Genomic DNA, 25,471 nt, shown 5'->3' with positions numbered 1-25,471 from the left:
ATCTACCGCGCGGGGCGCTCACACCCGAGCCGACGCGGGTGGCGCTCACCACTCAGTGGGGAACAGCTGCGCCGGGGCACCCGAGGGAGCCACACCCAGCTCGGTCAGCGCGTAGCCCGCGATCTGGCTGAACACCGGACCGGCGACCGTGCCACCCCACTCGGAGGTGCGCGGGTTGTGCAGCACCACCGAGACCGCGATGGCCGGGTCGTCCGCCGGGGCCACACCGATGAAGGAGGACGTGATGCCCTGGTTACCGTTCTGGTCCCAGTTCTGCGCGGTTCCGGTCTTGCCGGCCACCCGGTAGCCCGGGATCGCCGCGGTGGACCCGGTGCCCTCGTCCACGGCGCTCTCCATCATGGTGAGCACGGTCTGCGCGGTCTCCGGCGAGACCACCTGGGTCTGCTCGGCGGGCTCGGCAGGGGTGAAGGTGCCGTCGTCGTCGCTCCAGCCCTTGACCAGGTGCGGTGCGATCCGGACCCCGTCGTTGGCGATAGTGGCGAAGACCTCGGTGGCCTGCAGCGCAGTGACCGACAGGCCCTGCCCGAAGAGCACCGCGTACTTGGTGCGACCGTCCCAGTCCTCGGCGGCCTTGAGGTTGCCCGCGGCCTCGCTCGGGAGTTCGATGCCGGTCTTCTGACCGAATCCGAAGCGGTGCAGATAGTCGTACCGGGTCTCCTCCGGGATGTTCTGCCCGATCATCACGGTGCCGGTGTTGGACGACTGCGCCAGCACACCGGTGGTGGTCAGGCGCTGGGGCGCGTGGTCGTGGGAGTCCTTGAACGTCTGTCCGTTGGAGGTGGTGTAGCGGTCGTTGACCGTGAACTGACCGAGCGGGTCGGTCACGCCGGTCTCAATCGCCGCTGCCATGGTGATCACCTTGGCGGTGGAGCCGGGCTCGAAGACGTTGGTGACCGACTTGGACCCGACGAGCAGGCTCTGGTCCACGCCGGGGTTGTTCGGGTCGACCGTGGCCGACTCGGCCAGCACCAGGATCTCGCCCGTCTTGACGTTGAGCGCGACAATCGAGCCCGAGTCGGCACCGGTGGTGGCCACCTGCTGCTCGATGGCCTGCTGCGCACGGAACTGCAGATCGGTGCTGATCGTGAGCTGCAAGTTGCGGCCGTCCTGCGCGGCGACAGTGTCCTCGTAGCCGCCGGGGATCAGCTGACCGCCCCGTCCACGTTCATATTCCGTCTGACCGTCGACACCGGCGAGTTCGTCATTCATCAACCGCTCGATGCTCTCGGCACCCACCCCGTCGCCGTTCACCCAGCCGAGCACGTTGCCCGCAGTGTTGCCGTTCGGATAGACCCGCTCGGCGACCTGCTCGGCGCTGATCCCGTTGATCCGGTACTCGCGGACCGCCTGCCACACCTCCGGCAGCACGCCCTTGGCCACGTAGCGGAAGCCCGCGTCGCCCTGGAGGGTGGCACCCAGCTCGGCCGCGCTGATGTCCAGGATGGGCGAGAGCAGCTCGGCGGCACCGGCGGCACCGGACAGCGTGGTGCCGTCCTTGACCGTCGACCAGGTCGCCAGCTGCTTCTGGTTGACCGCGATGTTGTAGCGGGTGACCGAGGTGGCCAGCACCACGCCGTTGGTGTCCGTGATCTCCCCTCGCTGGGCGATCAGCTGCGAGGTGGTCATCCGGCTGGCCTTCGCCTCAGCGGCGATGGCGTCACCGGCCACGCCCTGCACATAGATCAGCCGTCCGGCAAAGACGGTCAGCAGCCCGGCCACCAGCACCACCAGCACGCTGCGGCGCTGGGACAGGTTGGCCATCCGCGGCCCGACCCGGTCCCGGATCGGCGCGTGCGGACGCTGGGTGGGTCGGGGGGTGCGCGCGCTCCGGTTGGCGTTGCGGCCGGGCTGCGTGCTCACTGGCCCGCTCCGCGCACCGTGCCGTCGGCCAACCGCAACCACCCGGTGGAACCGGCCGGCTGCATGCCCAGCGCCGCGGCCCGCTCGGACAGCTGCGCCGGGGAACGGTTCGCGTCCAACTGCGCGGACAGGTCCTGCTCAGTGCGCGCCAGCTCGGCCATCTGCAACTCCAACTGGTGCTGCTCGTAGGAGCCGGCCGCGAGCCGGGTGTTGAGCAGCAGCGCCGACAGCAGGGCGACGACCAGCACGGCCATGCACACCACCACAAACGGCACATGGGTGCGGGCCTGCGCCGGAGGCCGGACCAAACGCAGACGCGGTGTGCTGCGCGGCTCGGCGGGGGCGGACGGCCGCGGGAGGGCCCGGGCGCGGACGGCCTGCTCGGCGCTCATGCGGATCTCCTGGGTGCTGTCGGGGCGGGCAACATGTGACGGGGGGTGGGACGAAGCCGCTCAGCGGCCCGGAGTCGGACCGACTGCGAGCGCGGATTGCGGGCGATCTCTGCCTCATCCGCCTCCTCCGCGCCGCGGGTGAGCAGACGCAGGTAGGGGGCGTGGTCCTCGGGGATCACCGGCAGGTCGGGTGGGGCGCTGGTGACGGCTCCGGCGGCGAAGGACCGCTTGACCAGGCGGTCCTCCAGCGAGTGGTAGGACTCCACGGCGATCCGGCCGCCGACCAGCAGCGCCTCCACCGCGGCGGGCACCGCGCGACCGAGCACGGCCAGCTCGTCGTTGACCTCGATCCGCAGCGCCTGGAACGTCCGCTTGGCGGGGTTGCCGCCCTTCTGACGTGCCGCGGCCGGGATGCTGGCGCGGATCAGGTCGACCAGCTCACCGGAGCGCTGGATCGGCGTGGTCTGCCGGGACTGCACGATCCGGCGAGCGATCCGTCCGGCGAAGCGCTCCTCGCCGTACTCACGCAGAATGCGGACCAGCTCGGCCTCGTCGTACTCGGCCAGCACGTCGGCGGCGGTCCGACCCCGGGTCGGGTCCATCCGCATGTCCAACGGGGCGTCCTGGGCGTAGGCGAAGCCGCGCTCGGCCTCGTCCAGTTGCAACGAGGACACCCCGAGGTCCATCAGGACGCCGTGCACCCCGGGCAGACCCAGCTCGTCCAACACGTCAGGGATCTCGTCATAGACCGCGTGCACCGGGGTGAAGCGGTCACCGAACCGGGCCAGACGGGCGGAGGCCAGCTCCAGCGCCTGCGGGTCCCGGTCGATGCCGATCACCCGCACGGTGCCGATCGCGTCCAGCACGCCCTCGGTGTGCCCACCCATGCCCAGCGTCGCGTCGATCATCACCGCACCGGGCTCAGCCAGTGCGGGGCCGAGCAGGTCGAGGCAGCGCTGCAACAGTACGGGCGTGTGCCGCTGGGCGGCGTCGCTCGTGCTCATGCGCTCCTCGCTTCCGGTGGACGGGCGCTGGGCTCACGGGCCCGGCGCGACGGACGGTGGTGGTCGGCCAGCCCCTCCAGCCGTCCGACCAGATCCCCCACCGGGCTTCTGACGCCGGGGAAGTGACGTCAGAAGAACCGGGAGGAGACCTCATCGGGCGGGAGGCGGGACCTCGGGTGACACGCGGCTGGTACTGCGGGTGGATCAGGTACAGCGGGTGGATCAGAACGCTCCGCCGGGGAACACCTCCTCGGCGGTCTCGGCGTAGCCGGCCTCCTGTGCGGCCAGGTAGGTCTCCCAGGCCTGCAGGTCCCAGATCTCGACCCGGGTCCCGGCACCAATCACGGCCACGTCCCGGTCCAGACCGGCGTAGCTGCGCAGCATCGGGGGGATCGACACCCGGCCCTGCTTGTCCGGCACCTCGTCGGAGGCTCCGGACAGGAACACGCGCAGGTAGTCACGGGCCTGCTTGCTGGTCACCGGGGCCTGCCGGAGCTTGTCGTGCATCCGCGCGAACTCATCGAGCGGGAGCAGGAACACGCAGCGGTCCTGACCTCGGGTCATCACCAGACCCTGGGCGAGCTGAGGACGGAATTTGGCGGGGAGGATCAGCCGTCCTTTCTCGTCCAGACGCGGGGTGTGGGTACCGAGGAAGGGCACGCCGGTACCGAAGCCGGCCATCGCCTGCTCCAGTCCCATCGCGCCACCTCCCCGGTGCGTTCCGGGCACCCGTCGGCACCCGATGGCCCCACGGTACTCCACTTTCCTCCACCGCGAGTGAGAACACGGGGTGAATCCCGAGGTTTCTCGCGCGTTTATGCAGGTCAGATCGAGTGGAGGGCTGTGGAGGGATTCAGGCTGTCCCCTCGACCTCCGGCGCGTCGTCATCGCCGCCAGAAGCCCCCGCGACCACCCCGCACCGCGGATTGGCATCCGAACGGGGAGGAAAGTGGAGGAGGTGGTGACTTCACCTCCCGCCGTCGCCCGCGGTCCGCTTACCCTCGTGCCCAGACGACGACAGAGGAGTTCTCCGATGCCACCTGCGGGACCGCACGACGGCGAGGCCACCACCGAGCTGCTGGACACCGCGGCGGCGATGCGGACCGCGTTGGATCACGCGATCAGTGGCCGCCCCGAGGTGGTGCGCACCACCGTCGCGGTGCTGCTCGCCGGGGGGCACTTACTGCTGGAGGACGTGCCCGGTGTCGGCAAGACCACCCTGGCCAAGGCGCTGGCCCGCAGCATCGACTGCACGGTCGGCCGGGTGCAGTTCACCCCTGACCTGCTGCCCGGCGACCTGACCGGCGTGACGATCTACCGCACGGCCACCCAGGAGTTCGAGTTCCGGCCCGGCCCGCTGTTCTCCCATGTGGTGATCGGTGACGAGATCAACCGCGCGTCGCCCAAGACCCAGTCCGCGCTGCTGGAGTCGATGCAGGAGGCCCAGGTCACCGTGGACGGCCGGACCCACCCGCTGCCCCAGCCCTTCCTGGTGATCGCCACCCAGAACCCGGTGGAGATGGAGGGCACCTACCCGCTGCCCGAGGCCCAGCGCGACCGCTTCATGGCCCGGCTCAGCCTCGGCTACCCCGATCCCGACGCCGAGCTGGCCATGGTGGACGCGCAGGAGGCCGCCGACCCCCTGGCCGATCTGACCCCAGTGACCGACGCAGCGCAGGTCTCCCGGATGATCGCCACCGCCCGGGGACTGCACGCCTCAGCTGCGGTCAAGCGGTACGTGGTCGATCTGGTCGGTGCCACCCGCACGGACCCGGCACTGCGACTGGGTGCCTCACCGCGCGCCTCCATCCAGCTCCTGCGCGCCGCCAAAGGCCTGGCCGCGGTGGACGGTCGTGCCCATGTGCTGCCGGATGACGTCCAGGAGCTCGCCACCGCGGTGCTCGCCCATCGGGTCATCCCGTCCGCCGAGGCGCGATTGGCCGGGCGCACTCCCACTGACGTGATCACCGACCTGGTGCGGCAGGTCCCGGTGCCCACCTCTGAACCGATCAGCCGCGTCTCGATCCGTTCCGCCGCGAGCTGATGCACCTGCGTCCGACCGGTCGCGGCCTCGGCATGGTGCTGCTCGGACTCGGCGTGATGGTCGGGGCGATCGCCGTCGGTTCGCCGGACCTGCTGGTGCTCGGGGCGATCCCGGTGTTGGCCACAGTGGTCGGCGTGCTGATCCTCGCCGCCGACGCTCGCCCTGGTCGGCGCGGCTACCGAGTCCAACGCAGCGCACAGCCCGACCCAGCGCAGGTCGGCCAGCTCGCCCAGGTCCGGGTCCAGGTCACCGGGCCGCGCGCAGGGGAGCTCCAACTACGCGAACAGGCGGCGACCGAACTGTCCGGCGGACGACCGCTGCGCGCCCGCGTCACCCGGGGACCGGACCAGATCACACTGGGGTACCAGGTCACCACGCAGCGCCGGGGACGCTGGACGATGGGGCCGCTGACCGTGACCCGCACCGACCCGTTCGGGGTGGCCCGGATCCGCGGACCGCTCGGCGACCCGCAGGACCTGAGCGTGTGGCCCGATGTGGTGGAGCTGCCCGCGCCCCGCACCCTGCTGCTGGCCGAACCCGACCGGCCCGTGATCGGTGCGCACTCCCCCGGTTCGGACGACGCCGCCCTGCGCGAGTACCAGGTCGGCGACGACCTGCGGCGGGTGCACTGGGCCTCCTCCGCGCGCCGGGGCGGCCTGCTGGTCCGTACTGACGAGCACGCCGGCGTGCGCACCGCCTCCGTGCTGCTCGATCCCGCCCCCGCGGGTGAGGCGCTGGAATGGAGCATCCGGATGGCCGCCTCCGCCGCGCTCGCCCTGCACGCCGCCGGGCACCCGACCCAGTTGCTCACCGATGGGCCGCACCCGGGCACTGGCAGCCGCACGGCGCTCCTGGACGCGACGGTCGATCTGACCGGGCAACCGGATCGCGAGGCCGCCGACCGCGCCCTGCTCGCGCAGATCCGGACGGTGGAGAGCACAGACTCCGGCGTCGGACTGGTGGTCGCTGTGCTGGGGGCGCCGACCAGCGCACTGCGCACCGCGCTAGCTGGGCTCAGCACGGCGCGTCCGTGTTGGGCGATCATCCATGGCACCGACGACGGGGCCACCGCCCGGGATCTGCTGCGGGCCGGCTGGCGCGTGGTGCAGGTCGAGCCCGGTGCCGATCCCACGGCGACGTGGCTGGCGCTGGGCAGCGTGGCATGAGCACCGGCACCGCCCCGTCCCGACTCCGCCCCGACACCGGTCGGGCACTGCTGTCGACCCTCGTACTGGTCCTCGGCATGCTCAGCGCCCTGGGCGCGTTCAGCGCGCTGGTCACCACCGGACCGTGGCTGACCCCCCTGACCCTTGGCCTGCTGGGCACCGCGGCCCTGGTCGCGGGAACCCGGGCCCTGACGACCTCGCGTTGGCTACCCACTGCCGTCGGCGTCCTGACGGTGGGCTATGGGGTGTTGGTCGGCTACGGCGCGGGCACGGTGCCGCTGCTGCCGGATGGCGACTCCCCCGGACGGGTCGGTCGTCTGGCGCGTGAGGGGATCACCGCCATCCAGGACGGTGTGGTGCCCTTGGACGTCGCCCGTCCGGTGGAACTGCTGATCGTGGCGGCGGTGCTGGTGCTGCTCCTCGCCGCCGACCTGCTTGCCATCGGATGTGCAATGCCCGCGCTCAGCGGAGTGGCCCTGGCGGCGCTCTGGGTGCCTGCCGCCACCCTCGGCTTCCCGGGGAGCTGGTGGGCGCTGCTCGGGACCGGGCTGTGCTACCTGCTGCTGATCCTGCTCGGCAGGCCGAGGCCGGTGCCCACCCGCGCCCGTCGTCGCCCGAGCCGTTCCACCGGCATCGGCCTGATCGCTGCCGCCATCGTGGTGGTGCTGGCCGTGGTCGGCGTGCCGACCCTGACCGCCCTGCCGATCTGGTCCTGGTCCGGCCCCCTGGTGTCCGGCACCGGGGCGATGGGCGCGGTCCGACTCGCCGATGACCTCGACCTGCGTGACAGCCTCGGGCCGCAGTCCGAACAGGTGGTGCTGCACTACTCCGTGAATCCGGTGGGTCAGACCGATGCTGACGCTCCGCGCACCACCGCCGAGCTGGCCGGACCGCTGCGCTCCTTCACCCTGCAGGACTTCGACGGACAGAGTTGGTCCCGGGATCAGACGGGCGACCTCACCGACTGGGATCGCAGCACACTGCTCACCTCCGACCCCACCCTGCTCGGCACCACCCCGAACCCCACCGACGGCACCCTGATCCGACTCGACATGGTGGTCGGCGCGCTGCGCGAGGAGCGGCTACCGGTGACCGTCTTCCCGCGCACCGTCGACATCGGCGAGCCGTGGGCCTACGACGCCGCACGCGACGAGGTGGTCGGTGGTCGCACCGACGTCGCCGAGAGCTACGCGATGGTCGTCCAGGTGCCGGAGCTGACCGCCGGCCACCTCCGCTCCGCCACCGGCGACCTGCCCGAGGAGGTGCTGCCCTACCTGGAGGTGCCCGCCACCGAGTACGAGGACGAGCTGCGCACCATCGCCGCCGACCTCACCGCCGAGGCCACCACCGTCTTCGATCAGGCGCTGGCCCTGCAGACCTGGTTCCGCGACACCACCCAGTTCCGCTACGACACCTCGGTGGCCGAGGGCGAGACCGGCGACGCGGTCTGGGACTTCCTGCAGAGCCGCCGCGGCTACTGCGTGCAGTACTCCACAGCGATGACCATGCTCGCCCGCATGCTCGGGATCCCCGCCCGGCTCGGTGTCGGGTTCCTGCCGGGCAGCCTGGACGAGGACGGCGACTACGCGGTCACCGGAGCTGATGCGCACGCGTGGCCGGAGCTGTACTTCCCCGGGGTGGGCTGGGTCCGGTTCGAGCCGACCCCCGCGGTGCAGACCGGTTCCCCACCGAGCTGGAGCAACCCGGCCACCGCGAATCCCTCCGCCAGCACCGCACCGAGCGCGGCCGCCAGCGCGTCGGCTGCCGCATCCGCCTCCGCCGCTGCCAGCGCGTCCAGCAGCGCCGCCGCCGGACTGGACGCCCCGCAGTCGCCGAACGCCGATGCGCCCGACCCCGGGCTGATCGTGCTGGTGGTCGCGCTGCTCGCGGTCGGGATCGTGGCCGGGGTGGTGTTGACCCGGCGACGTCCGGCAGCCGAGTGGACGCCAGAACGTGCCTGGTCCGATCTGCGGTCGCGGCTGCGTCGACAGTCGGTGAGCTGGTCGGATGCCCGCACGCCGCGGCAGGTCGGTGCGGACATCCGCGCGCAGGTGGATCGAGCCCGGGGTCGGCCGTTGGGTGCGGCGGCCCAGGAGGCGCTCACCGGACTGGTGGAGGCGGTGGAGGGACAGCGGTACGCGGAGAGTCCGCGGGCGGTATCCGCGGAGCAACTGCACGGGTGGGTGGATGCGGTGGTCGACGATGTGCGCGGTGCACGGGAGGCGACGGGTCGGCGCTGAGCGGCGGTTGCCGCAGTTCGGTGTCAACACGCGCCCGCCGCATCGCCCACGAACGCGCACGCCCACGCGCTCTGCGAGGACCGTCGACCATCCCCGCGGGCCGACCCCGCCCGGACACGCCACTGCGCCGCACCGATCTGCTCGGTGCGGCGCAGTCGTCAGTGCAGTGAGGGGCTGGTCACTGTCCGTCGTGGCGACGGTCCCAGCGTTCCTCCATCCGGTCCATGAACCCACGCTTGGCGGGCTTGCGCGCGGCGGCGGGTCGGGGTGCGGTGCTGCCGTCGGGGCGCACTACCCCCGCGGGCCCGGATTTGCGCGGCTTGGTGAAGGCCACGGCGACGGCGGCGAACATGACCAGGAAGCCGATCACCCCGAGCCACACCAGCGAGGCCGCGGCCCCGATCACCAGGAGCAGCAGTCCGGCGAGCGCGCCGACCCCGCCCATGACGTATCGCCACACCGGCTTGCGACCGCTCGAGGTGAGCGTGGTCGCCAGCCGGGGATCATCAGATGTGAGCTGACGCTCCATCTGCTCCAGTACACGTTGCTCGTACTCGGAGAGAGGCATATCGACCCCCGTGCTCCGCCGTCGGGACTACTTCGCCTCAGGATAGATGCCGTTCTGCAATGTCGGTAGTCGAGACCTCACGCCTCGTCCCGGCGTGGGCCGCCGTCGGCGCTCAGCCGGTAGCGCCGGGGCAGATCCCGGGCCAGGCGTTCAGGTGCCAAACCGGTCCGTGTGCCATCCGCGACGCCCTGACCAGCACGTACCGGACGTTCGCGCACGGCAGAGCCGGTGTCGTCGCCCTGGGCCGCGTCAGGGGCGGGGTCGACCGAACGGGAGCTGACATGCCTCGCCGCCACTGCACCGCCACCGGCATGACGTCCGACCGTTCGGGTGGCGGACCCGATGGCGGCCCGACCGAAGCGCTCGCGCACCTGGTCCATCACCATCTCGGCCTGGCGCTGCGCCTCGCCCTGTCCGGTGACGGCCTCCTCGAGGGTGGGCTGCTGCACCACCTGCTCGGCGTCGACCAACCCCTCCGCGCGGACCCCCACCAGACGGACCGGCAGCCCCCCGAGATCGACGGCAGCCAACAGCTCACGCGCGGCCAGGTACATTTCCCGGCCAACGTCGGTGGGCTGCGGCAGGGTGCGCGATCGGTTCAGTGTGCGGAAGTCGGAGGTGCGGATCTTGATCGCCACCGTGCGCGCCATCAACTGTTGGGCGCGCAGCCGTCCAGCGCACCGGTCGGCGAGGTCCAGGAGTTTGCTCTCCACCTGGCGCAGGTCGTGGATGTCGACGGAGAAGGTCTCCTCCGCGCCGACGCTCTTCTCTTCCCGGTTCGGACTGACCGGTCGGGGATCGCGTCCCCAGGCCAGGTCATAGAGATGCGCCCCCGCAGTCCGGCCCACCGCCTGCTGGATCGTGCGGACGTCCGAGTCGGCGAGTTCAGCCACCGTGCGGATGCCCCACCGTTCGAGGTTCGCCGCGGTCCGCTCCCCGACACCCCAGAGCGCCCCGACCGGCAACTCCCGCAGGAAGTCCACCGTGGCAGCACGCGGGATCAGCAGCACACCATCGGGTTTGGCATGGCCCGAGGCCAGCTTGGCAACGAACTTGGTCGACGCGATCCCGACCGAGCAGGTAATGCCGTGATCCGCATGCACCCGTTCCCGGATCATCGCGGCGATCCGGGTGGGCGGCCCCAGTCGACGCCGCGCCCCGGCCACATCCAGGAAGGCCTCGTCGACGCTGACCTGCTCCACCAGGGACGTCACGTCCCTCAGCACGGCCATCACGGCATGCGACACCCGGTAGTAGGCAGTGTGGTCCGGCGGGATCACCACCGCCTGGGGACACATCCGTGTGGCCACCGCCATCGGCATGGCCGAGTGCACCCCGAATGCGCGCGCCTCATAGGTCGCGGCCAGTACCACCGACCGCTCGGAGCCACCAACGATCACCGGCTTGCCACGCAGATGCGGTCGGCGCGCCAACTCCACCGAGGCAAAGAACGCGTCCATGTCGACATGGAGGATCGAGGCACCCTCCTCCTCGCGCCCCCAATCGCGACGCACGCCCTCCGCGCGCGGTCCCCGGCTCACCGGTCAGCCCGCGCGACGGCCGCCCAGAACCGGCCCGTCGACGTCGGACTGTTCCGCCCACGCCTCCAGCTCGGCCCGGACCACGTCCAGGAAGTCCTCGGCATGGCAGAGCACCTGCTCGGCTCGCTCCTCGGAGACCGCGTCAAAACGTCCGGCATCCACCGCGGCCCGCAACGCGGCACCCCCGGCGAAGTACGCGGACCACCGGCTCAGCTCCGGTGTCACCTGGTCCAGCAGCTCCCAGACCGTACGGGTCTGACGGCGGCGGGACAGCGGCTGCCGCTCAGCCAGCACCGCGGCACCGGCACGCAGGGCAGCGAGGTGCGCGTGGGCGAACTTCTCCCACGGCTCGGAGGAGAACTGCGCCGCCACCAGCTCTGCGTCCGCCCGGGACAGCAGCTCTGCCGTCCGACCGGACAGGCCGGGCGCGGCGGCACGTGCCACATGCAAGGTCCTGACCGACATCCCGCACCTCCCTCTCTCGTGCCCCTAGTATCGAACACCTGTTCGAATCGGTCAACACGTACCGTGAACCCGTGGCTCACCGTGACCGGCGACGTGCGCAAGCTTCCCACCGGGCACCCACACGCCCGGCGACCGGGTGGCCGCAGGGGCCGGTGCCGATCGGCTCCGGCACCGCGGAGCTGATCACCTCCCCCGACGATCCGACCGCCGTGACCCTGATGGTCAACGGCGTGCCGAGCTCGCATCTGGACCTGGCCGACCCGCTGCGGCTGGAGTTCGAGTACATGCAGCAGATGGCCGCCGTGCTGGACGCCATTCCCGGCGACGACCGGGGGGATCGTCCGTTCCGCGCGGTGCACCTGGGTGCCGCGGGGTGTGCGATGGCCCGCTGGGTGGACGCCCGCCGCCCAGGTGCCCGGCAGATCGCGGTGGATTTGGACCCGGTGCTGGTTGAGCTGGTGCGCGGGTGGTTCGACCTGCCGCGCTCCCCCGCGCTGCGTCTGCGTGCCGGTGACGCCCGCGCCCAGCTGGAGACACTGGCGGACGACTCGGCAGATGCGGTCCTACGGGATGTCTTTGCCGGGGACCGGACGCCGGAGCATGTCACCACCGTCGAGTTCACCACCGCGGTGCACCGGGTGCTGCGCCCCGGCGGCGTCTACCTGGCCAACTGCGCGGACCGCCCGCCCCTGGCTCTGGCCCGGGATGAGGTCGCCACGGTGGCCGCGGTCTTCGAGCGGGTCGCGCTGGTCGCTGAGCCGTCGGTGCTGCGCGGGCGGCGCTACGGCAACGTCCTGCTGATCGGCACCGATGACCCGGATCTGCTGGACGATCCGAGTCTGGCCCGGACCCTGCGGTCCCTACCGGTGCCCGCGCGCCTGCTCACCGGCGCGGAATTGGCCGACTTCGCCCGCCGGGGCACCCCGCTGCACGACGCCGCCGACGTGCAGGAACTGCCGGACGCCGCGCAGGACTGATCCACGCCCGGTCGCGACACGCTCAGTCGGAGCAGCACGCGGACCTTCACCGGGGATCTCGCCCGGACAGACCGGCGGGCCATGCCGGATCGGCAGCGACGCCCACACCACCCTGCGGCAGAACGACACGAGGGCCGCATCCCGGAGGATGCGGCCCTCGTGGACCTCCGACCGTCAGGGACGGTCAGTGCGTCTGAGTCAGATCAGAGCGGGCGAACCTGCTCGGCCTGCGGACCCTTCGGGCCCTGGGTGATCTCGAACTCGACCCGCTGGCCCTCGTCGAGGGAGCGGTAGCCCGAGGAGTCGATCGCGGAGTAGTGCACGAAGACGTCGGCACCGCCGCCGTCCTGGGCAATGAAGCCGTAGCCCTTCTCAGCGTTGAACCACTTGACAGCACCCTGTGCCATGTTCTTGTCCTTCTTGTCCATCCGGTGACGGCACAGGATCCGATTGACCCCGTGCCGTGCCGCAATGCCACAACCACGTCATGCACCGGAGGACCAGCCAGGGCTGGGGGTGCCCGTCGGTGTCTCCCGACGGGCGCCGGTCAAGCGTTAGTACGTCACTGCAACGTGCCGATCCTCTCACGGGCCCGGTCACAGCGCTATGCCCTACACCGCTCCGAGCTGCCCGATCGGACAACGTTTTGGTCACAGCCCGGTCACGGAACGGCACGTGATGACCGGTGAGCAGTCAGATGTCGATCCCCGGATGCCGTCGGCGCACCACGTGGGCACCGCGCAGCATGCCGACCAGCCCGATCAGCCACGGCAGTGCCACACAGGTGAAGGCCACCCGGAACGCGTCCAGGTCACGCACACCACCCCCGGCCCGGTCCAGCACCAGTCCGATCAGCAGCATCGTGACGAACGCCCCGATGAATCCGCCGGTGTTCACCAGTCCAGTCGCCGTGCCAAGGCGGGACGTCGGGTTGCTCGAGCGCGCCACGTCGAAGGACACCAGGGAGATCGGACCGCCGACGGCGACCACCACGACGAACACCGCGAGCACCACCCAGGGCACCGGCCGACCGGGCACCAGTACCGCGAGCCAGGCCGCACCGATCACCAGCACCGTGCCCACCGCCAACGGCATCCGCAGCCGAGGCCGCCGGGCCACCAGCGCACCGATCACCGGCCCGGCGATCACCCCGGCCACGACATTGACCGTCAGCAGGGCGCTGGCCTCCCCTGGTGTGCGCCCCTGGCCCTCGACGAAGAACGCATACCCCCACAGCAGCACCACCACGTGGTTGCTGAACTGCCCGGAGAAGTGCATCCAGAACGCCAATCGGGTCCCGGGTTCGGCGAGCACCGCCCGCAGGGCTCCTGGGTCACGGGGTGCCGCTGAGGCCGCCCGCAGCGTCGCGAGGAACCCCACCCGATCACCCGCGGGGGCCGATGGATCGGTGTCCGCGGGTGGTGGGGCATCGCGGATCACCGCGAGCGCCAACACCGCCGCGATCACCCCGAGCGCCGCCACCGACAGAAAGGTGGTCCGCCAGCCCTCGGTGTGCAGCAATGCCACCACCGGGACCGCGGACAGCACCTGACCCAACTGTCCGATCGATCCGGTCAGTTGGGTAATCACCGGCACCTGGCGGGGCGCGAACCATGCCGGCACCAGCCGCACCACCGAGACAAAGGTCAGCGCGTCGCCCGCACCGACCAGCACCCGACCGGCCAGCACCCACCCCGCCGCGGGTGCCACCGCCAACACGACCTGCCCGAGCGCCATCACCGCGGCACCGGTCCCGATCAACAGGCGCGGTCCGTACCGGTCCAGCAGCACGCCCACCGGCACCTGTAGTGCGGCGTACACCACCAGCTGGGCCACGGCCATCGCCGCGATCAGCGCCGAGGAGACCCCGAAGAGCTCACGGACCTCGATGGTGGCCACCCCGAAGGACGACCGGTTGAGGATCGCCACCACATAGGCCGCCACTCCGATGCCCCACACCAGCAGGGCGCGACGGGCATGGAATGACTGGCTCACGTCAGAACATTCTGCCCCGTGAGTGGTCGGTCAGTGGTCGGTCAGCGCTCGGTGCCCTCCGGGCCCTGCTGCGCCAGGAACCTTTCGAACTCGGCACCCAGCTCGTCGGCGGTGGGAATCTCGCTGGTGTCCGCCAGGAGGTTCGGCCGCCCGATGTTCTTGCTGAACGCGTCGTACTGCTGCTCCAGGGCGTGCACCACCGCGGCCACCTCCGGGGAATCGGCGACCTGGCGTTCGACCTCGAGCATCGCGTCCTGAGCGGACTCGGTGAGCTCGGCCAGGTCCAATTCCAGCCCGGTGGCCCGCTGCACCTGCTCCAGCGCCATGATTCCGGCCTGCGGGAAGGACGACTGGGCCAGATAGTGCGGCACGTGCACCGCGTAGCCCATCGCGTCGTGTCCTGACTCGCCCAGCCGGATCTCCACCAGCGTGCTGGCGTCAGCCGGGACCTCCACGGTGCCGAACCAGGGCATGTGATCAGCGACCAGTTCCTGGCGGTTGGCGTGCGCGGTGACCGACAGCGGCCGGGTGTGCGGGATGCCCATCGGGATGCCGTGGATTCCGATGGTCAACGGCACGTCGAATCGCTCGACGATCTGCCGGACCGCGGCCGCGTAGCGCTCCCACTGCACATCCGGCTCCATGCCGTGCAGGAGCAGGAATGGCACTCCCGCGCTGTCGCGGAGCAGGTCGATGACCAGCTCGGGCCGCTCGTAGTCGCTCCACCGGTTCGCGTCGAAGGTCGCCGTGGGACGCCGCGAGCGGTAGTCGATCAGCTGGTCGGTGTCGAAGGTCGCCAACCGGGTGCTCTCATGGGCCTCGATGAGGTGGTCGGCAGCCAGTCGTCCGGCACCACCGGCGTCCATGAAGCCGCGCACAGCATGCACCAGGACTGGGCCGTCGCCGCCCACGGTCCGCGCCTCCACCTCGGCGGCAACGGCCGGGTCGATGGCGTAGAGCTCGCTCGGATCCAGCATCGGTCCTCCTGTGAACCTGATCGGGTCTGTTCTAAAAGGGTCTCAACGCAGGTGGGCCCACGATCCTTCCCGTGGCGGTGTTCGCCGCCAGCGGAGTCGGCGGGCGGGCGCGAACACGGCATAATGGACGGCCGCTCGGAGCGTCGAGCGAGTGGGGTCGACCAACGGAGCACGGGTGAATTCCATCGACAAGCAGCTGCGCGCCGAGCAGGACGTGGTGGACGGCCTCTACCGACGACTGGACGAGCTGCGCCGCCAGACCCGAGCGCGACTGTCCGACGTGCGACGATCCGGCCCCTCGGGATCCCCGCAGAACCGGTCGGAACGCGACGCCTTCGCCACGCTCTACGAGGACCGGGTCGCCCGATTGGAGGCGGTGGAGGACCGCCTGGCCTTCGGCCGACTGGACCTGGCCGACGGCGAGCGCCGCTACATCGGCCGGATCGGGCTCAATGACGAGGAGCACGCCCCCCTGCTCACCGACTGGCGAGCCCCGGCGGCGCAGGCCTTCTACCGCGCCACCGCCGCGCATCCGGACGGGGTGGTGTTGCGTCGACACCTGGTGACACGGGGTCGCTCGGTGACTGGCGTCGAGGACGAGTTGCTCGACCTGTCGGCCGCGGAGGAGGTCGCCGAGCAACAGTTGTCCGGTGAGGGCGCGCTGCTGGCGGCGTTGGCGGCCCGCCGCACCGGTCGGATGGGCGACATCGTGGCGACCATCCAGGCCGAACAGGACGCGGTGATCCGCTCCGGGTTGCAGGGTGCGCTGGTGGTGCAGGGCGGACCGGGCACCGGCAAGACCGCGGTGGCACTGCACCGCGCGGCCTACCTGCTGTACAACCACCGCCGGGTGTTGGAGCGCTCCGGCGTGCTGCTGATCGGGCCGAGTCGGACCTTCCTGCGCTACATCGATCAGGTGCTGCCCTCTCTCGGGGAGACCGGCGTGGTGTCGACCACGGTGGGTGAGCTGTTTCCCGGTGTGGTGGCGACCGGCATCGAGGACGACGCGGTGGCCGAGATCAAGGGCCGCGCAGTCTGGAAGTCGGTGATCGAACGCGCGGTCCGTCAGCGCCAGCGGGTGCCGGCGGAGCCGGTGTCGGTCTCGGTGGACGGGCACACCGTGGTGGTCAAGCCCTCCGATGTGCGGTCGGCGATCAACCACGCCCGCCGGGGGCACCGCCCGCACAACCAGGCCCGGGTCACCTTTGTCCGGGACATGCTGGGCCGGCTGGCCGATCAGTACGTCTCGCAGCTGTCCTTCGCGGTGGCACCGGAGGACCGCGGGGAGATCATTGAGGAGCTGCGCACCACCCGGGAGATCCGGATCGCGCTGAACTTGGCTTGGATGCCGCTGACCCCGCAGGGTCTGGTCTCGGCCCTGTTCGCCAAGCCGCAGCGTCTGGCCGATGCCGCTGCCGGGGTGTTCACCCGCGCCGAGCGACGGATGCTGGCACGCCCGGTCGACGCCCCGTGGACACCAGCGGATGTGCCACTGCTGGACGAGGCCGCGGAGTTGCTGGGCGAGGACGATCAGGCCGCCAAGGCCCAGGCCCGCCGCGATGCCGAGCAGCGCAACCAGGAGTTGGACTTCGCCCGGCAGGTGTTGGAGCAATCCGGCAACGCGCTGGTCTCCGCGGACATGCTGGCGGACCGGTTCGCCGGTTCCGGCCCGGTGTTGACCACCGCGGAGCGCGCCGCCGCCGACCGCAGTTGGGCCTACGGGCATGTGGTGGTGGACGAGGCTCAGGAGCTGTCGGCAATGGCCTGGCGGATGATCCTGCGCCGGGTGCCGACCCGCTCGCTGACTGTGGTGGGCGATGTGGCGCAGACCTCCACCGCGGCGGGGACCCGGGACTGGGCAGAGGTCTTCGATCGGATCCTGGCCGGACAGTGGCGGCAGGAGACCCTGACCGTGAACTACCGCACCCCGGCCACAGTCACCGCCGCGGCCGAGTCGGTGGGGCGCGCCGCCGGACTGCCGTTGACCACCACCGAGGCCGCCCGGGACGTGCCGGATGCGCTGATCGCCGAGCGGGTACCCGCTGACGGATTGGTCGAGGCGGCCACGCGCTGGGCGGTGACCGAGGCCGAGTCGGTGCGGGACGCCTCCGGCGCTGGACGGGTCGCGGTGATCGCAGCCCCGGCGGTGCTGGCGGCGGTGCATGCGGCATTGGCGGACCGTGGCGGCCTCCTGGGGAACGCGCGGGTGGGCAGCCCGGATCTGGATGCGCCGGTGACCCTGCTCACCGCGGAACAGTCGAAGGGGTTGGAGTTCGATGCGGTGGTGCTGATCGAGCCCGCCGCGGTGCTGGCCGAGGGCGGGGCGGGCGACCTCTACGTCGCGATGACCCGACCGACGACGGCGCTACACGTGGTGCACAGCGCTGACCTGCCGACCGGGTGGCCGTCCGCCTGACGGAACCGGTTTGGTCGATTCGGGCTGTGGGAGCACCATGGGCGCGTGCTGCGCGCCCTGTTGCTGGAGAATCTGCACCCCCAGGCCCGGACCATCCTGGAGGCCGCCGGATACGAGGTCGAGACCCGTTCCGGTGCCCTGGACGAGTCCGAGCTGTCCGAGGCCTTGCAGGGGGTGCACCTGCTCGGCATCCGATCCAAGACGCAGGTCACCGAGTCCGTGCTGGACGCCGCCACTGATCTGATCGCGGTCGGCGCCTACTGCATCGGCACCAATCAGGTCGACCTGGCCGCCGCCGCTGACCGAGGTGTGGCGGTGTTCAACGCCCCGTTCTCCAACACCCGCTCGGTGGTGGAGATCGCACTGGCCGACATCATCGCGCTGACCCGACGCCTGACCGTGCTGGACAAGTCGATGCACGACGGGATCTGGAATAAGTCCGCGGATGGCTCGCACGAGGTCCGCGGTCGCACCCTGGGCATCGTCGGCTACGGGAACATCGGCACCCAGCTGTCAGTGCTGGCCGAGAACCTGGGCATGTCGGTGATCTTCTACGACACCCAGGAGAAGCTGGCCCTCGGCAACGCCCGCCGGGCCGAGACACTGAACGAGCTGCTGGACGTGGCCGACGTGGTCACCCTGCACGTCGACGGTCGCAGCGGAAACGCCGGGATGTTCGGGGCCGCCCAGTTCGCCCGGATGAAGCCCGGGGCGATCTTCCTCAATCTGTCCCGCGGGTTCGTGGTCGACTACGCCGCCCTGCGCGATGCCGTGCTCGACGGACGGGTCGCTGGTGCCGCCGTGGACGTATTCCCGGTGGAGCCCAAGCGCAAGGGCGACCCCTTCGAATCCGAGCTGCGCCACCTCCCCAACGTGATCCTCACCCCGCACACCGGCGGTTCCACGGAGGAGGCGCAGGAGGCCATCGGACAGTTCGTGTCCAACAAGCTGCGCGACTATCTGAACACCGGCACCACCACCCTGTCGGTGAACCTGCCGAATCTCACCCTCGAGCCCCGTCCGGGTGTGCAGCGGGTGGCGTACCTGCACCGCAACGTCCCCGGTGTGCTGGCCGCAGTGAACCAGACCCTGGCCGAGCACGGCGCGAACATCGAGGCCCAGTTGCTGGCCACCCGGGGTGAGGTCGGCTACGTGGTCACCGACGCCGGTTCGGTGGAGCGCGAGGTGGTCGAGGCGTTGCGGTCCCGGCCGGAGAGCATCCGGCTGCGCGTGGTGTCCTGAGTCGGTCTGTGCCAGCACCGTCGGGCAATTCCGGCTACGGTCGGCCGGGTGAGCCGAGCGACCCCGCCCCTTCCCCTCCGCCGCGCCGGACGCACCGGCCTACAACTGCCCGCCATCACCCTCGGGCTATGGCAGAACTTCGGCGAGGCCACCCCCTTCACTGATCAGCGCGCCCTGGTGCTCGCCGCGGTGGATGCCGGGGTGGTGCACCTGGACCTGGCCAACAACTACGGTCCCCCGCCGGGTGCCGCCGAGGAGTCGGTGGGGCGGCTGCTCGCCAGCGACCTCCGGCCCTACCGCGACCAACTGCTGCTGGCCACCAAGGCCGGGTACCGCCAATGGCCCGGACCGTATGGCGAGTTCGGCTCCCGCAAGTACCTGCTGGCGAGCCTCGATCAGTCGCTGCGCCGACTGGGCACCGACTACGTGGACGTGTTCTACAGCCACCGTTACGACCCGGACACCCCGTTGGAGGAGACGCTCGGCGCACTGAAGACCGCGGTCGACTCCGGAAAGGCGCTGTATGCGGGAATCTCCTCCTACTCGGCGGAGCGCACCGCACAGGCGCTGGCCGTGGCCGACCGGATCGGGTTGACCCTTAGCCTGCACCAGCCGTCCTACTCGATGCTGAACCGGTGGATCGAGCGTCCCGGCGAGGACGGCCGCTCACTGCTGGATGTGGTGGGCGAGGCCGGGATGGGCGTCGTGGCGTTCTCCCCGCTCGCGCAGGGGATGTTGAGCACCAAGTACCTGCACGGTGTCCCGGAGGACTCACGTGCGGCCACCGGTAGCTCGCTCCAGGCGGACTACCTGTCGGAGGAGAACCTCGCCCATGTACGGGCGCTGAACGAGGTCGCTGGTGACCTCGGTGTCTCCCTGCCGCAACTCGCCATCGCGTGGGTGTTGCGCGATCAGCGGATCTCCTCGGTGACGCTGGGTGCCCGCACGCCGGCGCAGTTGGCCGAGAATCTGGCGTCGACGCAGCTCAGCGCCCTGTCCGAGGGTGACCTTGCCCGGATCGAGGAGCACGCAGTGGACGCCGGGATCAATCTGTGGGGTGCCCGTTCGAGCGAGCTGTGACCGACTCACAGCGAAACCTACGGTTGCGTAGGTTACTGTTCGGAGCGTGACTTCTTTTGAACGGTCTTGGCATCGGAGCTACGCCCAGGGTGTGCCCGGTGACGTCACGATTCCCGAGGAGCCGGTGGGCCTCGCCGTCGAGCACGCCGCCCGGGACTTCCCAGAGCGCACCGCCGTGGACTTCCAGGGCGCGGCGACCAGCTACCGCGACCTGAACGAGCAGGTGAACCGAGGTGCCACCGTCCTGCACGATCTGGGCGTGCGGCCCGGTGACCGAGTCGCCATCGCGCTGCCGAACTGCACCTCACATGTGATCGCCTTCTACGCGGTGCTCCGCCTGGGTGCGGTCGTGGTCGAGCACAACCCCACCTACTCCCCCGCCGAACTCGCCCACCAACTCGCCGACTCCGGAGCCACCGTCGCCCTGGTCTGGCAGAAGGCGGTGCCCGCCGTCCTGGAACGCCAGGGCGAGACATCCGTGCGCACCGTGGTGGCGGTGGATGCCGCTGCCGATCTGCCCCCGCTCAAGCGCCTCGCGCTGCGACTGCCGGTGCGTGCCGCCCGCCAGACCCGCGACGCCCTCTGCGGCTCGGTCCCTGCGGAGATCCCGACCTGGCACCAGTTGCTGCGCCGGGCCGAACCGCTGTCCGCCGACCACCCGTGGCCCACGCCGGACGACGTGGCGCTGCTGCAGTACACCGGTGGGACCACCGGCACACCCAAGGGCGCGGTGCTCACCCACCGCAACCTGGTCGCGAACACCATCCAGGGCCAGGCATGGACCCAGCACCGCCCGGGCGCTGAAACGGTCTACGCGGTGCTGCCGTTCTTCCACGCCTTCGGGCTGACCCTGTGCCTGACCTACGCGGCACGGATCGCAGCGACCCTGGTGGCCTTCCCCAAGTTCGACGCCGCGTCGGTTCTGGCCACCCAGCGGCGACTGCCCGGGACCTTCCTGCCCGCGGTGCCGCCGATCCTGGACCGGTTGTCGCTGGCGGCGGAGAAGGCGGGTGCGGATCTGACCTCGTTCCGATTCGCGTTCTCCGGGGCGATGTCCCTGCCCGCGACGACGGCGGCACGCTGGGAGCGGGTCACCGGTGGGCTCGCGATCGAGGGCTACGGCATGACCGAGACCAGCCCGGTGGCGCTCGGCAACCCGCTGTCCGCCACCCGGATCCCCGGCGCACTCGGTCTGCCGTTCCCGAGCACGGATGTGCGGATCGTCGACCAGCAGGACCACACCCGCGAGGTCGCCCCCGGCGAGTCCGGTGAGCTGCTGATCCGCGGGCCGCAGGTGTTCCGGGGCTACTGGAACCGCCCTGAGGAGACCGCAGAGCAGCTGCTCGACGGCGGCTGGCTGCGCACCGGTGACGTGGTGCGGATGACCGACGACGGCTTCATCGTCCTGGTCGACCGGATCAAAGAGATGATCGTCACCGGCGGGTTCAAGGTGTACCCCTCCCAAGTCGAGGACCATCTGCGCTCGATGCCGGGTGTGCGGGATGTCGCCGTGGTCGGCCTGCCCGGCGGTGACCTCGGGGAGAAGGTGGTGGCCGCCGTCGTGATGGACGCCGACACCCCACAGATCGACCTTCAGGCGGTGCGCGACTGGTGCCAGCAGAAGCTCGCGCGCTACGCCGTGCCGCGTGACCTCGTGATTCTGCCCGACCTGCCCCGCTCCCAGATCGGCAAGGTGCTGCGGCGGGTGGTCCGGGACAACCTGATGTCCACCGCCACCGCCTGACTGCGCGGCGGCCTGACCAGGCGTGGCCGCCTGACCGCACCCGGCCCTAGCTCGCCGCCCCCGAGTCCGGCACCGAGCCCGTCGCCACGCCCGCTGTGCCCAACCCCGCGGCACCCACCCCGCAGCACCCACCCCGCCGTGCCCGCTGCCGTCGAGTTCGGTGCGCCGGTGCCGAGTTCGGTGCCGGCGCATCCGAACTGACGACCCGGGCACCGAACTCGCGCCGTCCCGATGCGCTGCGGGGCGGATGCGTGGTGCGGATCAGACGGGCAGGTGCTCGGCCCACCAGCGCAGGACGTGGTCGAAGCGGACCTTCCGGTGCTGCGGACGTCCGGAACGGGTCAGCTCGTGACCCTCACCCGGGAACAGCAGCAGCTCGGTCGGCACGCCACGGCGCTTGAGCTCAACGAACCAGCGCTGGCCCTGCTCGACCGGGCACCGCCAGTCCTGCTCGGAGTGGATCACCAGCGTCGGCGTGACCACCCGGTGCACCTGGGCCATCGGTGACTGCGCGGCCACCGCCGCCCGATCTGCCTCCGTGTCACCATCGCCCAGGTACTCGAGCCCGAAGAACCAGCCGATGTCGCTGGACCCGACAAAGCTGATCGGGTCGAGGAACCCACGCTCGACGATCGCCGCCTGGAACCGGTCGGTCTGGGTGGTCAACCATGCGGTCATGTAGCCGCCGTAAGAGCCGCCCATCACGCCGACCCGCTCGCCGTCCAGCGCCGGGTCCGCCAACGCCAGGTCCAGCAGGGCGAGCACGTCCACCGCGTCCACAGTGCCGAAAGCCTGGCGGATGCTGCGTCCATGCGCTCGCCCGTACCCGGCCGCCCCGCGCGGGTTGCCATAGACCACGGCGTAGCCGGCCTCGGCCAGGGTCTGCACCTCATCGAAGAGTCCGACGGTGTACTGGGCGTAGGGGCCACCGTGGATCATCAGGATCGTCGGGTGGGGGCCAGCGCCGAACCGTTCCGGGTCCGGGGTCACCACCCAGCCGTGCACCGGGTAGCCGTCCGGTGCCGAGCCGGTCAGCTCGTGAGGCATCCGCACCCGCCCGGTGGCGCGCAGCGGCGCGGACCAGTCGGTGAGGCGACGGCCCATCCCGGTGCTGAGCTCGAGGGCGTGCACCTCGCCGCTGGTCTCCGGGCCGGCAGCCGAGGTGACCACGACGCCGCGAGCCACCTGTGCGCCGTGGGCGACCAGTCCGGTCAGCAGGTCACGCGCAGAGCCGTCGGGGCGAATCTCCCGCAGCCGCACGGTGCCACGGTCGAGCTGGCCGACCAGCACCCCCTGCTCGGTGGCGGCGAGGGTGCCCGGGTCCAGGTCCACCTCCTCGGAGTCGGTCAGCCGGGTCGGTGCGCCGGTGGCCTGCGGGCCGTGTGCGCCGTCCTGCAACGGCAGGTGGAACAGTCCGGTCTGCGCGGCCACAAAGTCCCGACCACCAGGGCCCATGTCCTGGGCGAGCAACCACAGTCCACTGCCATCCGCGGCCTCGACCGCCGCCGCGACCGCGAGCGTGCTGCCCTGGTCGGCGTCGGTCAGCGGACGCAGTGCGTGATCGTGGTCGGGTCGCACGTCGACGGCGCTGATGTCCGCCCGCAGATCCTCGTCGGCGGCGGAGTGTCGGGCCGCGACCACGGCGACGTGCGCACTGTCCGCCAGCCAGGTGTGTGCGTCGACCTGGAGCCCAGCCGTGATCTGGCGCGGGGCGGGTCGATCCCCGACACCCGGCTCGGCGGGCAGGTCCAGGACGAACAGCTGCGGCTTCTTGTCGACGGTGAATCCCACCCCGTCGTGGCGGTAGGTGTACGTCGTGAGCAGCCGGGGCGGGTCGGCAGCGGGGTTGCCGTCGGGCAGGTAGCGACCCTCCTCTGGCACCCGCGCCAGGTAGGCGATGCTGCGACCGTCCGGGGAGAACCGCGGGGCGGAGACACCCAGCGGCGCGTCGGTCAACTGGATCGGCTCACCGCCAGTGGCCTCAACCAGGAACAACTGCGGGCGCCCCTGCGATTCGGCACGCAGGAACGCGACCCACTGTCCGTCCGGGGAGAACTGCGGCGCGGTGTCGTGGTGCCCCCGGGTCAGCGGTGCGGCGTCGGCGCTCCCGTCGGCAGGCATCCGCCACAGGTGTCCGACGTACTCGTCGGCCTCGAGGTCGGGGGCGGTGCGGGCCACAACGACCCAGCGGCCGTCCGGGCTGATGGTCGGGGTGCCGGGGGTGTGCAGGAGGGCAAGGTCAGCTGGGATCACGGGAACGACCGTAATACCCCACGGGTGCCGCCGGGACGTCAGTCCGCGACGACCGGCTCCTGGTCGGCGGCGGCGGCGGTGTCATCATCGGCCGCGGCCCGACGCGCGGCGGCTTCCTCGTTCTCCGCACGCAGCGCGGTGATCGCCGCCTCGAAGTCCTCCAGCGAGTCGTAGGCCTGGTAGACGCTGGCGAAGCGGAGGTAGGCCACCTCGTCCAGCTCGCGCAGCGGGGTCAGGATGGCCAGGCCGATCTCATAGGCGTCCAGCTCCGCGGAGCCGGAGGCGCGCAGGGTCTCCTCCACGCGCTGGGCGAGCACGGCGAGGTCATCGTCGGACACCGGGCGCCCCTGGCATGCCTTGCGGACGCCGTTGACGATCTTCTCCCGGCTGAACGGTTCGGTGGCACCGGAGCGCTTGACCACCGACAGGCTGGCGGTCTCGATGGTGGTGAAGCGCCGGTTGCACTGGGGGCACTGTCGCCGGCGACGGATGGACAGACCGTCGTCCGAGGTCCGGGAGTCGACGACCCGCGAGTCCGGGTGCCGGCAGAACGGACAGTGCATAGTGCCTCCTCGACGCGCCCCCCCGCACCGTCCACCGCGGGCGGGATCGGGTCACTGTACCGGCCGAGACTGGCGCTTCGGTGCTGCCTCGGCCCCGGACAGACGACGAGGGTGGCCACAATGTCGTGGCCACCCTCGTGGGGACGCCCCCGTCCCGTCTCGCCGGGGCGACTCGCCTCGCCTCAGCGGTGTCGATCACGCGCGACGGTGCTGTCACCAGCACCGATGTCGCGTCCCTCGTGGCGAGCCCCCCAGCCAGCCGTCGAGGTGAGACCCACAGTAGAGGCGGAAGATCGAATTACGCAAGCGTCGAGTTGCGTAATCCCATCGTGACTCGAGAGCGGACTCGGTCAACAGGCCGTGACCCGAGAACGGGCGAGGCCAACACGCCGCGGCCCGGAAGAACCAGCCAGGCCGCCAGAAGGGATCAGCCAGCCGCCGGCAGCATCAGCACTTGGCCCGCCACCAGTGAGCCGCTGTTCAGGTCGTTCAGGCGCTGGAGCTGGATCACCACATCGCGCACGTCCTCACCAGGCTGAGCAACGCCCTGCGCGATGCTCCACAACGTGTCACCGGACTGGACCGCATAGGTCTCCACCTCGGTCGCCCGCACCGGCCCCTCGGCGACTGCGCGACCACCCATCACACCACCGGCCGCAAGCAGCAGGCCGAGCAGAACGACAACGATCCGACCGCGCCGCGTCAGATGCAGACGCGTCGACTCGGTGGGAGCGGTCACCGACGACCGCGTCGACGCGGCGGCGCGGGAGTCGCGCGTCGGAGCGCCCTGGCGGACACCCCGCGACCGCGGGACACCGATCAGATGCGGCTGCGCTGCGATGGTGCTCATAGCCACCACTTCCCTCCTGCCACCCGACCGGGCGACCGTCCGTTCCGTCGATTCGAACAGGTGTTCGTCGAAC

Annotated in this window: 21 protein-coding genes; 8 read left to right on the top strand and 13 right to left on the bottom strand. The window is 71.0% G+C overall.

Annotated elements, in window-relative coordinates:
• Window positions 1–45: 45 nt before the first annotated feature.
• The 4 genes from AB0N78_RS07945 to mraZ all read right to left on the bottom strand — a co-directional run bounded on the left by AB0N78_RS07945 (window position 46) and on the right by mraZ (window position 3,958).
• On the bottom strand, window positions 46–1,881 hold the full coding sequence (locus AB0N78_RS07945; protein WP_363388031.1) for a penicillin-binding protein 2: 1,836 nt from the start codon (window positions 1,879–1,881) through the stop codon (window positions 46–48).
• Window positions 1,878–2,273: a hypothetical protein gene (locus AB0N78_RS07940; protein WP_363388028.1), complete on the bottom strand. Its 396-nt coding sequence runs from the start codon at window positions 2,271–2,273 to the stop codon at window positions 1,878–1,880. The genes AB0N78_RS07945 and AB0N78_RS07940 overlap by 4 nt, the downstream gene beginning before the upstream one ends.
• On the bottom strand, window positions 2,270–3,277 hold the full coding sequence (gene rsmH, locus AB0N78_RS07935) for a 16S rRNA (cytosine(1402)-N(4))-methyltransferase RsmH (RefSeq protein ID WP_363388025.1): 1,008 nt from the start codon (window positions 3,275–3,277) through the stop codon (window positions 2,270–2,272). Before rsmH ends, AB0N78_RS07940 begins: the two co-directional genes overlap by 4 nt.
• Window positions 3,278–3,499: 222 nt before the next feature.
• The gene (gene mraZ / locus AB0N78_RS07930) at window positions 3,500–3,958 is read right to left on the bottom strand and encodes a division/cell wall cluster transcriptional repressor MraZ (RefSeq protein WP_363388272.1); all 459 of its coding nucleotides are present in this window, start codon (window positions 3,956–3,958) and stop codon (window positions 3,500–3,502) included.
• 415 nt (window positions 3,959–4,373) lie between these two features.
• Between mraZ and AB0N78_RS07925 the strand changes: the two genes are divergently transcribed.
• Genes AB0N78_RS07925 through AB0N78_RS07915 form a run of 3 tightly spaced genes read left to right on the top strand, consistent with a single transcriptional unit; the run spans window position 4,374 to window position 8,727 of the window.
• Window positions 4,374–5,321, top strand: a complete 948-nt coding sequence (locus tag AB0N78_RS07925; RefSeq protein WP_363388269.1) for a MoxR family ATPase — start codon at window positions 4,374–4,376, stop codon at window positions 5,319–5,321.
• Window positions 5,321–6,487, top strand: a complete 1,167-nt coding sequence (locus tag AB0N78_RS07920; RefSeq protein ID WP_363388022.1) for a DUF58 domain-containing protein — start codon at window positions 5,321–5,323, stop codon at window positions 6,485–6,487. The genes AB0N78_RS07925 and AB0N78_RS07920 overlap by 1 nt, the downstream gene beginning before the upstream one ends.
• A complete protein-coding gene (locus AB0N78_RS07915) occupies window positions 6,484–8,727 on the top strand; it encodes a transglutaminaseTgpA domain-containing protein (protein WP_363388019.1) in 2,244 nt (747 codons plus the stop codon). Before AB0N78_RS07920 ends, AB0N78_RS07915 begins: the two co-directional genes overlap by 4 nt.
• Window positions 8,728–8,905: 178 nt before the next feature.
• Here AB0N78_RS07915 and AB0N78_RS07910 read toward each other — a convergent pair whose 3' ends face one another.
• From AB0N78_RS07910 to AB0N78_RS07900, 3 genes are all read right to left on the bottom strand, one after another.
• Window positions 8,906–9,295, bottom strand: a complete 390-nt coding sequence (locus AB0N78_RS07910) for a DUF3040 domain-containing protein (protein WP_363388016.1) — start codon at window positions 9,293–9,295, stop codon at window positions 8,906–8,908.
• 77 nt (window positions 9,296–9,372) lie between these two features.
• Entirely contained in the window at window positions 9,373–10,809 is a 1,437-nt protein-coding gene (locus tag AB0N78_RS07905) for a DNA polymerase IV (RefSeq protein WP_363388013.1), read from the bottom strand.
• Between the two features lie 30 nt (window positions 10,810–10,839).
• Entirely contained in the window at window positions 10,840–11,301 is a 462-nt protein-coding gene (locus AB0N78_RS07900) for an SAV_6107 family HEPN domain-containing protein (protein WP_363388010.1), read from the bottom strand.
• 71 nt (window positions 11,302–11,372) lie between these two features.
• Between AB0N78_RS07900 and AB0N78_RS07895 the strand changes: the two genes are divergently transcribed.
• Window positions 11,373–12,278 carry a fused MFS/spermidine synthase gene (locus AB0N78_RS07895; RefSeq protein ID WP_363388007.1) on the top strand — a complete coding sequence of 302 codons (906 nt, stop codon included), beginning with the start codon at window positions 11,373–11,375 and terminating at the stop codon, window positions 12,276–12,278.
• A gap of 203 nt (window positions 12,279–12,481) precedes the next feature.
• Here AB0N78_RS07895 and AB0N78_RS07890 read toward each other — a convergent pair whose 3' ends face one another.
• The 3 genes from AB0N78_RS07890 to AB0N78_RS07880 all read right to left on the bottom strand — a co-directional run bounded on the left by AB0N78_RS07890 (window position 12,482) and on the right by AB0N78_RS07880 (window position 15,250).
• Window positions 12,482–12,685, bottom strand: coding sequence for a cold-shock protein (locus AB0N78_RS07890; RefSeq protein WP_363388266.1), 204 nt, complete (start codon window positions 12,683–12,685; stop codon window positions 12,482–12,484).
• A 286-nt stretch (window positions 12,686–12,971) separates the two neighbouring features.
• Window positions 12,972–14,273: an MFS transporter gene (locus tag AB0N78_RS07885; RefSeq protein WP_363388004.1), complete on the bottom strand. Its 1,302-nt coding sequence runs from the start codon at window positions 14,271–14,273 to the stop codon at window positions 12,972–12,974.
• Between the two features lie 41 nt (window positions 14,274–14,314).
• Window positions 14,315–15,250: a PAC2 family protein gene (locus tag AB0N78_RS07880; RefSeq protein WP_363388001.1), complete on the bottom strand. Its 936-nt coding sequence runs from the start codon at window positions 15,248–15,250 to the stop codon at window positions 14,315–14,317.
• A 175-nt stretch (window positions 15,251–15,425) separates the two neighbouring features.
• On the opposite strand from AB0N78_RS07880, the gene AB0N78_RS07875 reads away from it, so the two are divergent.
• The 4 genes from AB0N78_RS07875 to AB0N78_RS07860 are packed head-to-tail and all read left to right on the top strand — an operon-like array spanning window position 15,426 to window position 21,732.
• Window positions 15,426–17,666, top strand: a complete 2,241-nt coding sequence (locus AB0N78_RS07875; protein WP_363387998.1) for an AAA family ATPase — start codon at window positions 15,426–15,428, stop codon at window positions 17,664–17,666.
• Between the two features lie 45 nt (window positions 17,667–17,711).
• Window positions 17,712–18,908, top strand: coding sequence for a phosphoglycerate dehydrogenase (gene serA, locus AB0N78_RS07870; RefSeq protein ID WP_363387995.1), 1,197 nt, complete (start codon window positions 17,712–17,714; stop codon window positions 18,906–18,908).
• 48 nt (window positions 18,909–18,956) lie between these two features.
• The gene (locus AB0N78_RS07865) at window positions 18,957–19,988 is read left to right on the top strand and encodes an aldo/keto reductase (protein WP_363387992.1); all 1,032 of its coding nucleotides are present in this window, start codon (window positions 18,957–18,959) and stop codon (window positions 19,986–19,988) included.
• 46 nt (window positions 19,989–20,034) lie between these two features.
• A complete protein-coding gene (locus tag AB0N78_RS07860; RefSeq protein ID WP_363387989.1) occupies window positions 20,035–21,732 on the top strand; it encodes an AMP-binding protein in 1,698 nt (565 codons plus the stop codon).
• A 261-nt stretch (window positions 21,733–21,993) separates the two neighbouring features.
• Here AB0N78_RS07860 and AB0N78_RS07855 read toward each other — a convergent pair whose 3' ends face one another.
• The 3 genes from AB0N78_RS07855 to AB0N78_RS07845 all read right to left on the bottom strand — a co-directional run bounded on the left by AB0N78_RS07855 (window position 21,994) and on the right by AB0N78_RS07845 (window position 25,398).
• A complete protein-coding gene (locus AB0N78_RS07855) occupies window positions 21,994–23,985 on the bottom strand; it encodes a S9 family peptidase (protein WP_363387986.1) in 1,992 nt (663 codons plus the stop codon).
• A 38-nt stretch (window positions 23,986–24,023) separates the two neighbouring features.
• Window positions 24,024–24,548 (bottom strand): transcriptional regulator NrdR, encoded by a 525-nt coding sequence (gene nrdR, locus AB0N78_RS07850; protein WP_363387984.1) that lies wholly within the window; start codon window positions 24,546–24,548, stop codon window positions 24,024–24,026.
• A 427-nt stretch (window positions 24,549–24,975) separates the two neighbouring features.
• Window positions 24,976–25,398: a LysM peptidoglycan-binding domain-containing protein gene (locus tag AB0N78_RS07845; RefSeq protein WP_363387982.1), complete on the bottom strand. Its 423-nt coding sequence runs from the start codon at window positions 25,396–25,398 to the stop codon at window positions 24,976–24,978.
• Window positions 25,399–25,471: the final 73 nt, after the last annotated feature.

This window comes from Cellulomonas sp. NPDC089187 (assembly GCF_040685135.1).
Classification (GTDB): domain Bacteria; phylum Actinomycetota; class Actinomycetes; order Actinomycetales; family Cellulomonadaceae; genus Cellulomonas.
This window is presented reverse-complemented; position numbering and strand designations above follow the sequence as displayed.

What these genes read in the sequence shown, in the direction of transcription:
- AB0N78_RS07940 (WP_363388028.1), bottom strand. Translation starts at nt 2,273, where the DNA reads ATGAGCGCCGAGCAGGCCGTCCGCGCCCGGGCCCTCCCGCGGCCGTCC.
- rsmH (WP_363388025.1), bottom strand. Translation starts at nt 3,277, where the DNA reads ATGAGCACGAGCGACGCCGCCCAGCGGCACACGCCCGTACTGTTGCAG.
- mraZ (WP_363388272.1), bottom strand. Translation starts at nt 3,958, where the DNA reads ATGGCCGGCTTCGGTACCGGCGTGCCCTTCCTCGGTACCCACACCCCG.
- AB0N78_RS07925 (WP_363388269.1), top strand. Translation starts at nt 4,374, where the DNA reads ATGCGGACCGCGTTGGATCACGCGATCAGTGGCCGCCCCGAGGTGGTG.
- AB0N78_RS07920 (WP_363388022.1), top strand. Translation starts at nt 5,321, where the DNA reads ATGCACCTGCGTCCGACCGGTCGCGGCCTCGGCATGGTGCTGCTCGGA.
- AB0N78_RS07915 (WP_363388019.1), top strand. Translation starts at nt 6,484, where the DNA reads ATGAGCACCGGCACCGCCCCGTCCCGACTCCGCCCCGACACCGGTCGG.
- AB0N78_RS07910 (WP_363388016.1), bottom strand. Translation starts at nt 9,295, where the DNA reads ATGCCTCTCTCCGAGTACGAGCAACGTGTACTGGAGCAGATGGAGCGT.
- AB0N78_RS07900 (WP_363388010.1), bottom strand. Translation starts at nt 11,301, where the DNA reads ATGTCGGTCAGGACCTTGCATGTGGCACGTGCCGCCGCGCCCGGCCTG.
- AB0N78_RS07890 (WP_363388266.1), bottom strand. Translation starts at nt 12,685, where the DNA reads ATGGCACAGGGTGCTGTCAAGTGGTTCAACGCTGAGAAGGGCTACGGC.
- AB0N78_RS07880 (WP_363388001.1), bottom strand. Translation starts at nt 15,250, where the DNA reads ATGCTGGATCCGAGCGAGCTCTACGCCATCGACCCGGCCGTTGCCGCC.
- nrdR (WP_363387984.1), bottom strand. Translation starts at nt 24,548, where the DNA reads ATGCACTGTCCGTTCTGCCGGCACCCGGACTCGCGGGTCGTCGACTCC.
- AB0N78_RS07845 (WP_363387982.1), bottom strand. Translation starts at nt 25,398, where the DNA reads ATGAGCACCATCGCAGCGCAGCCGCATCTGATCGGTGTCCCGCGGTCG.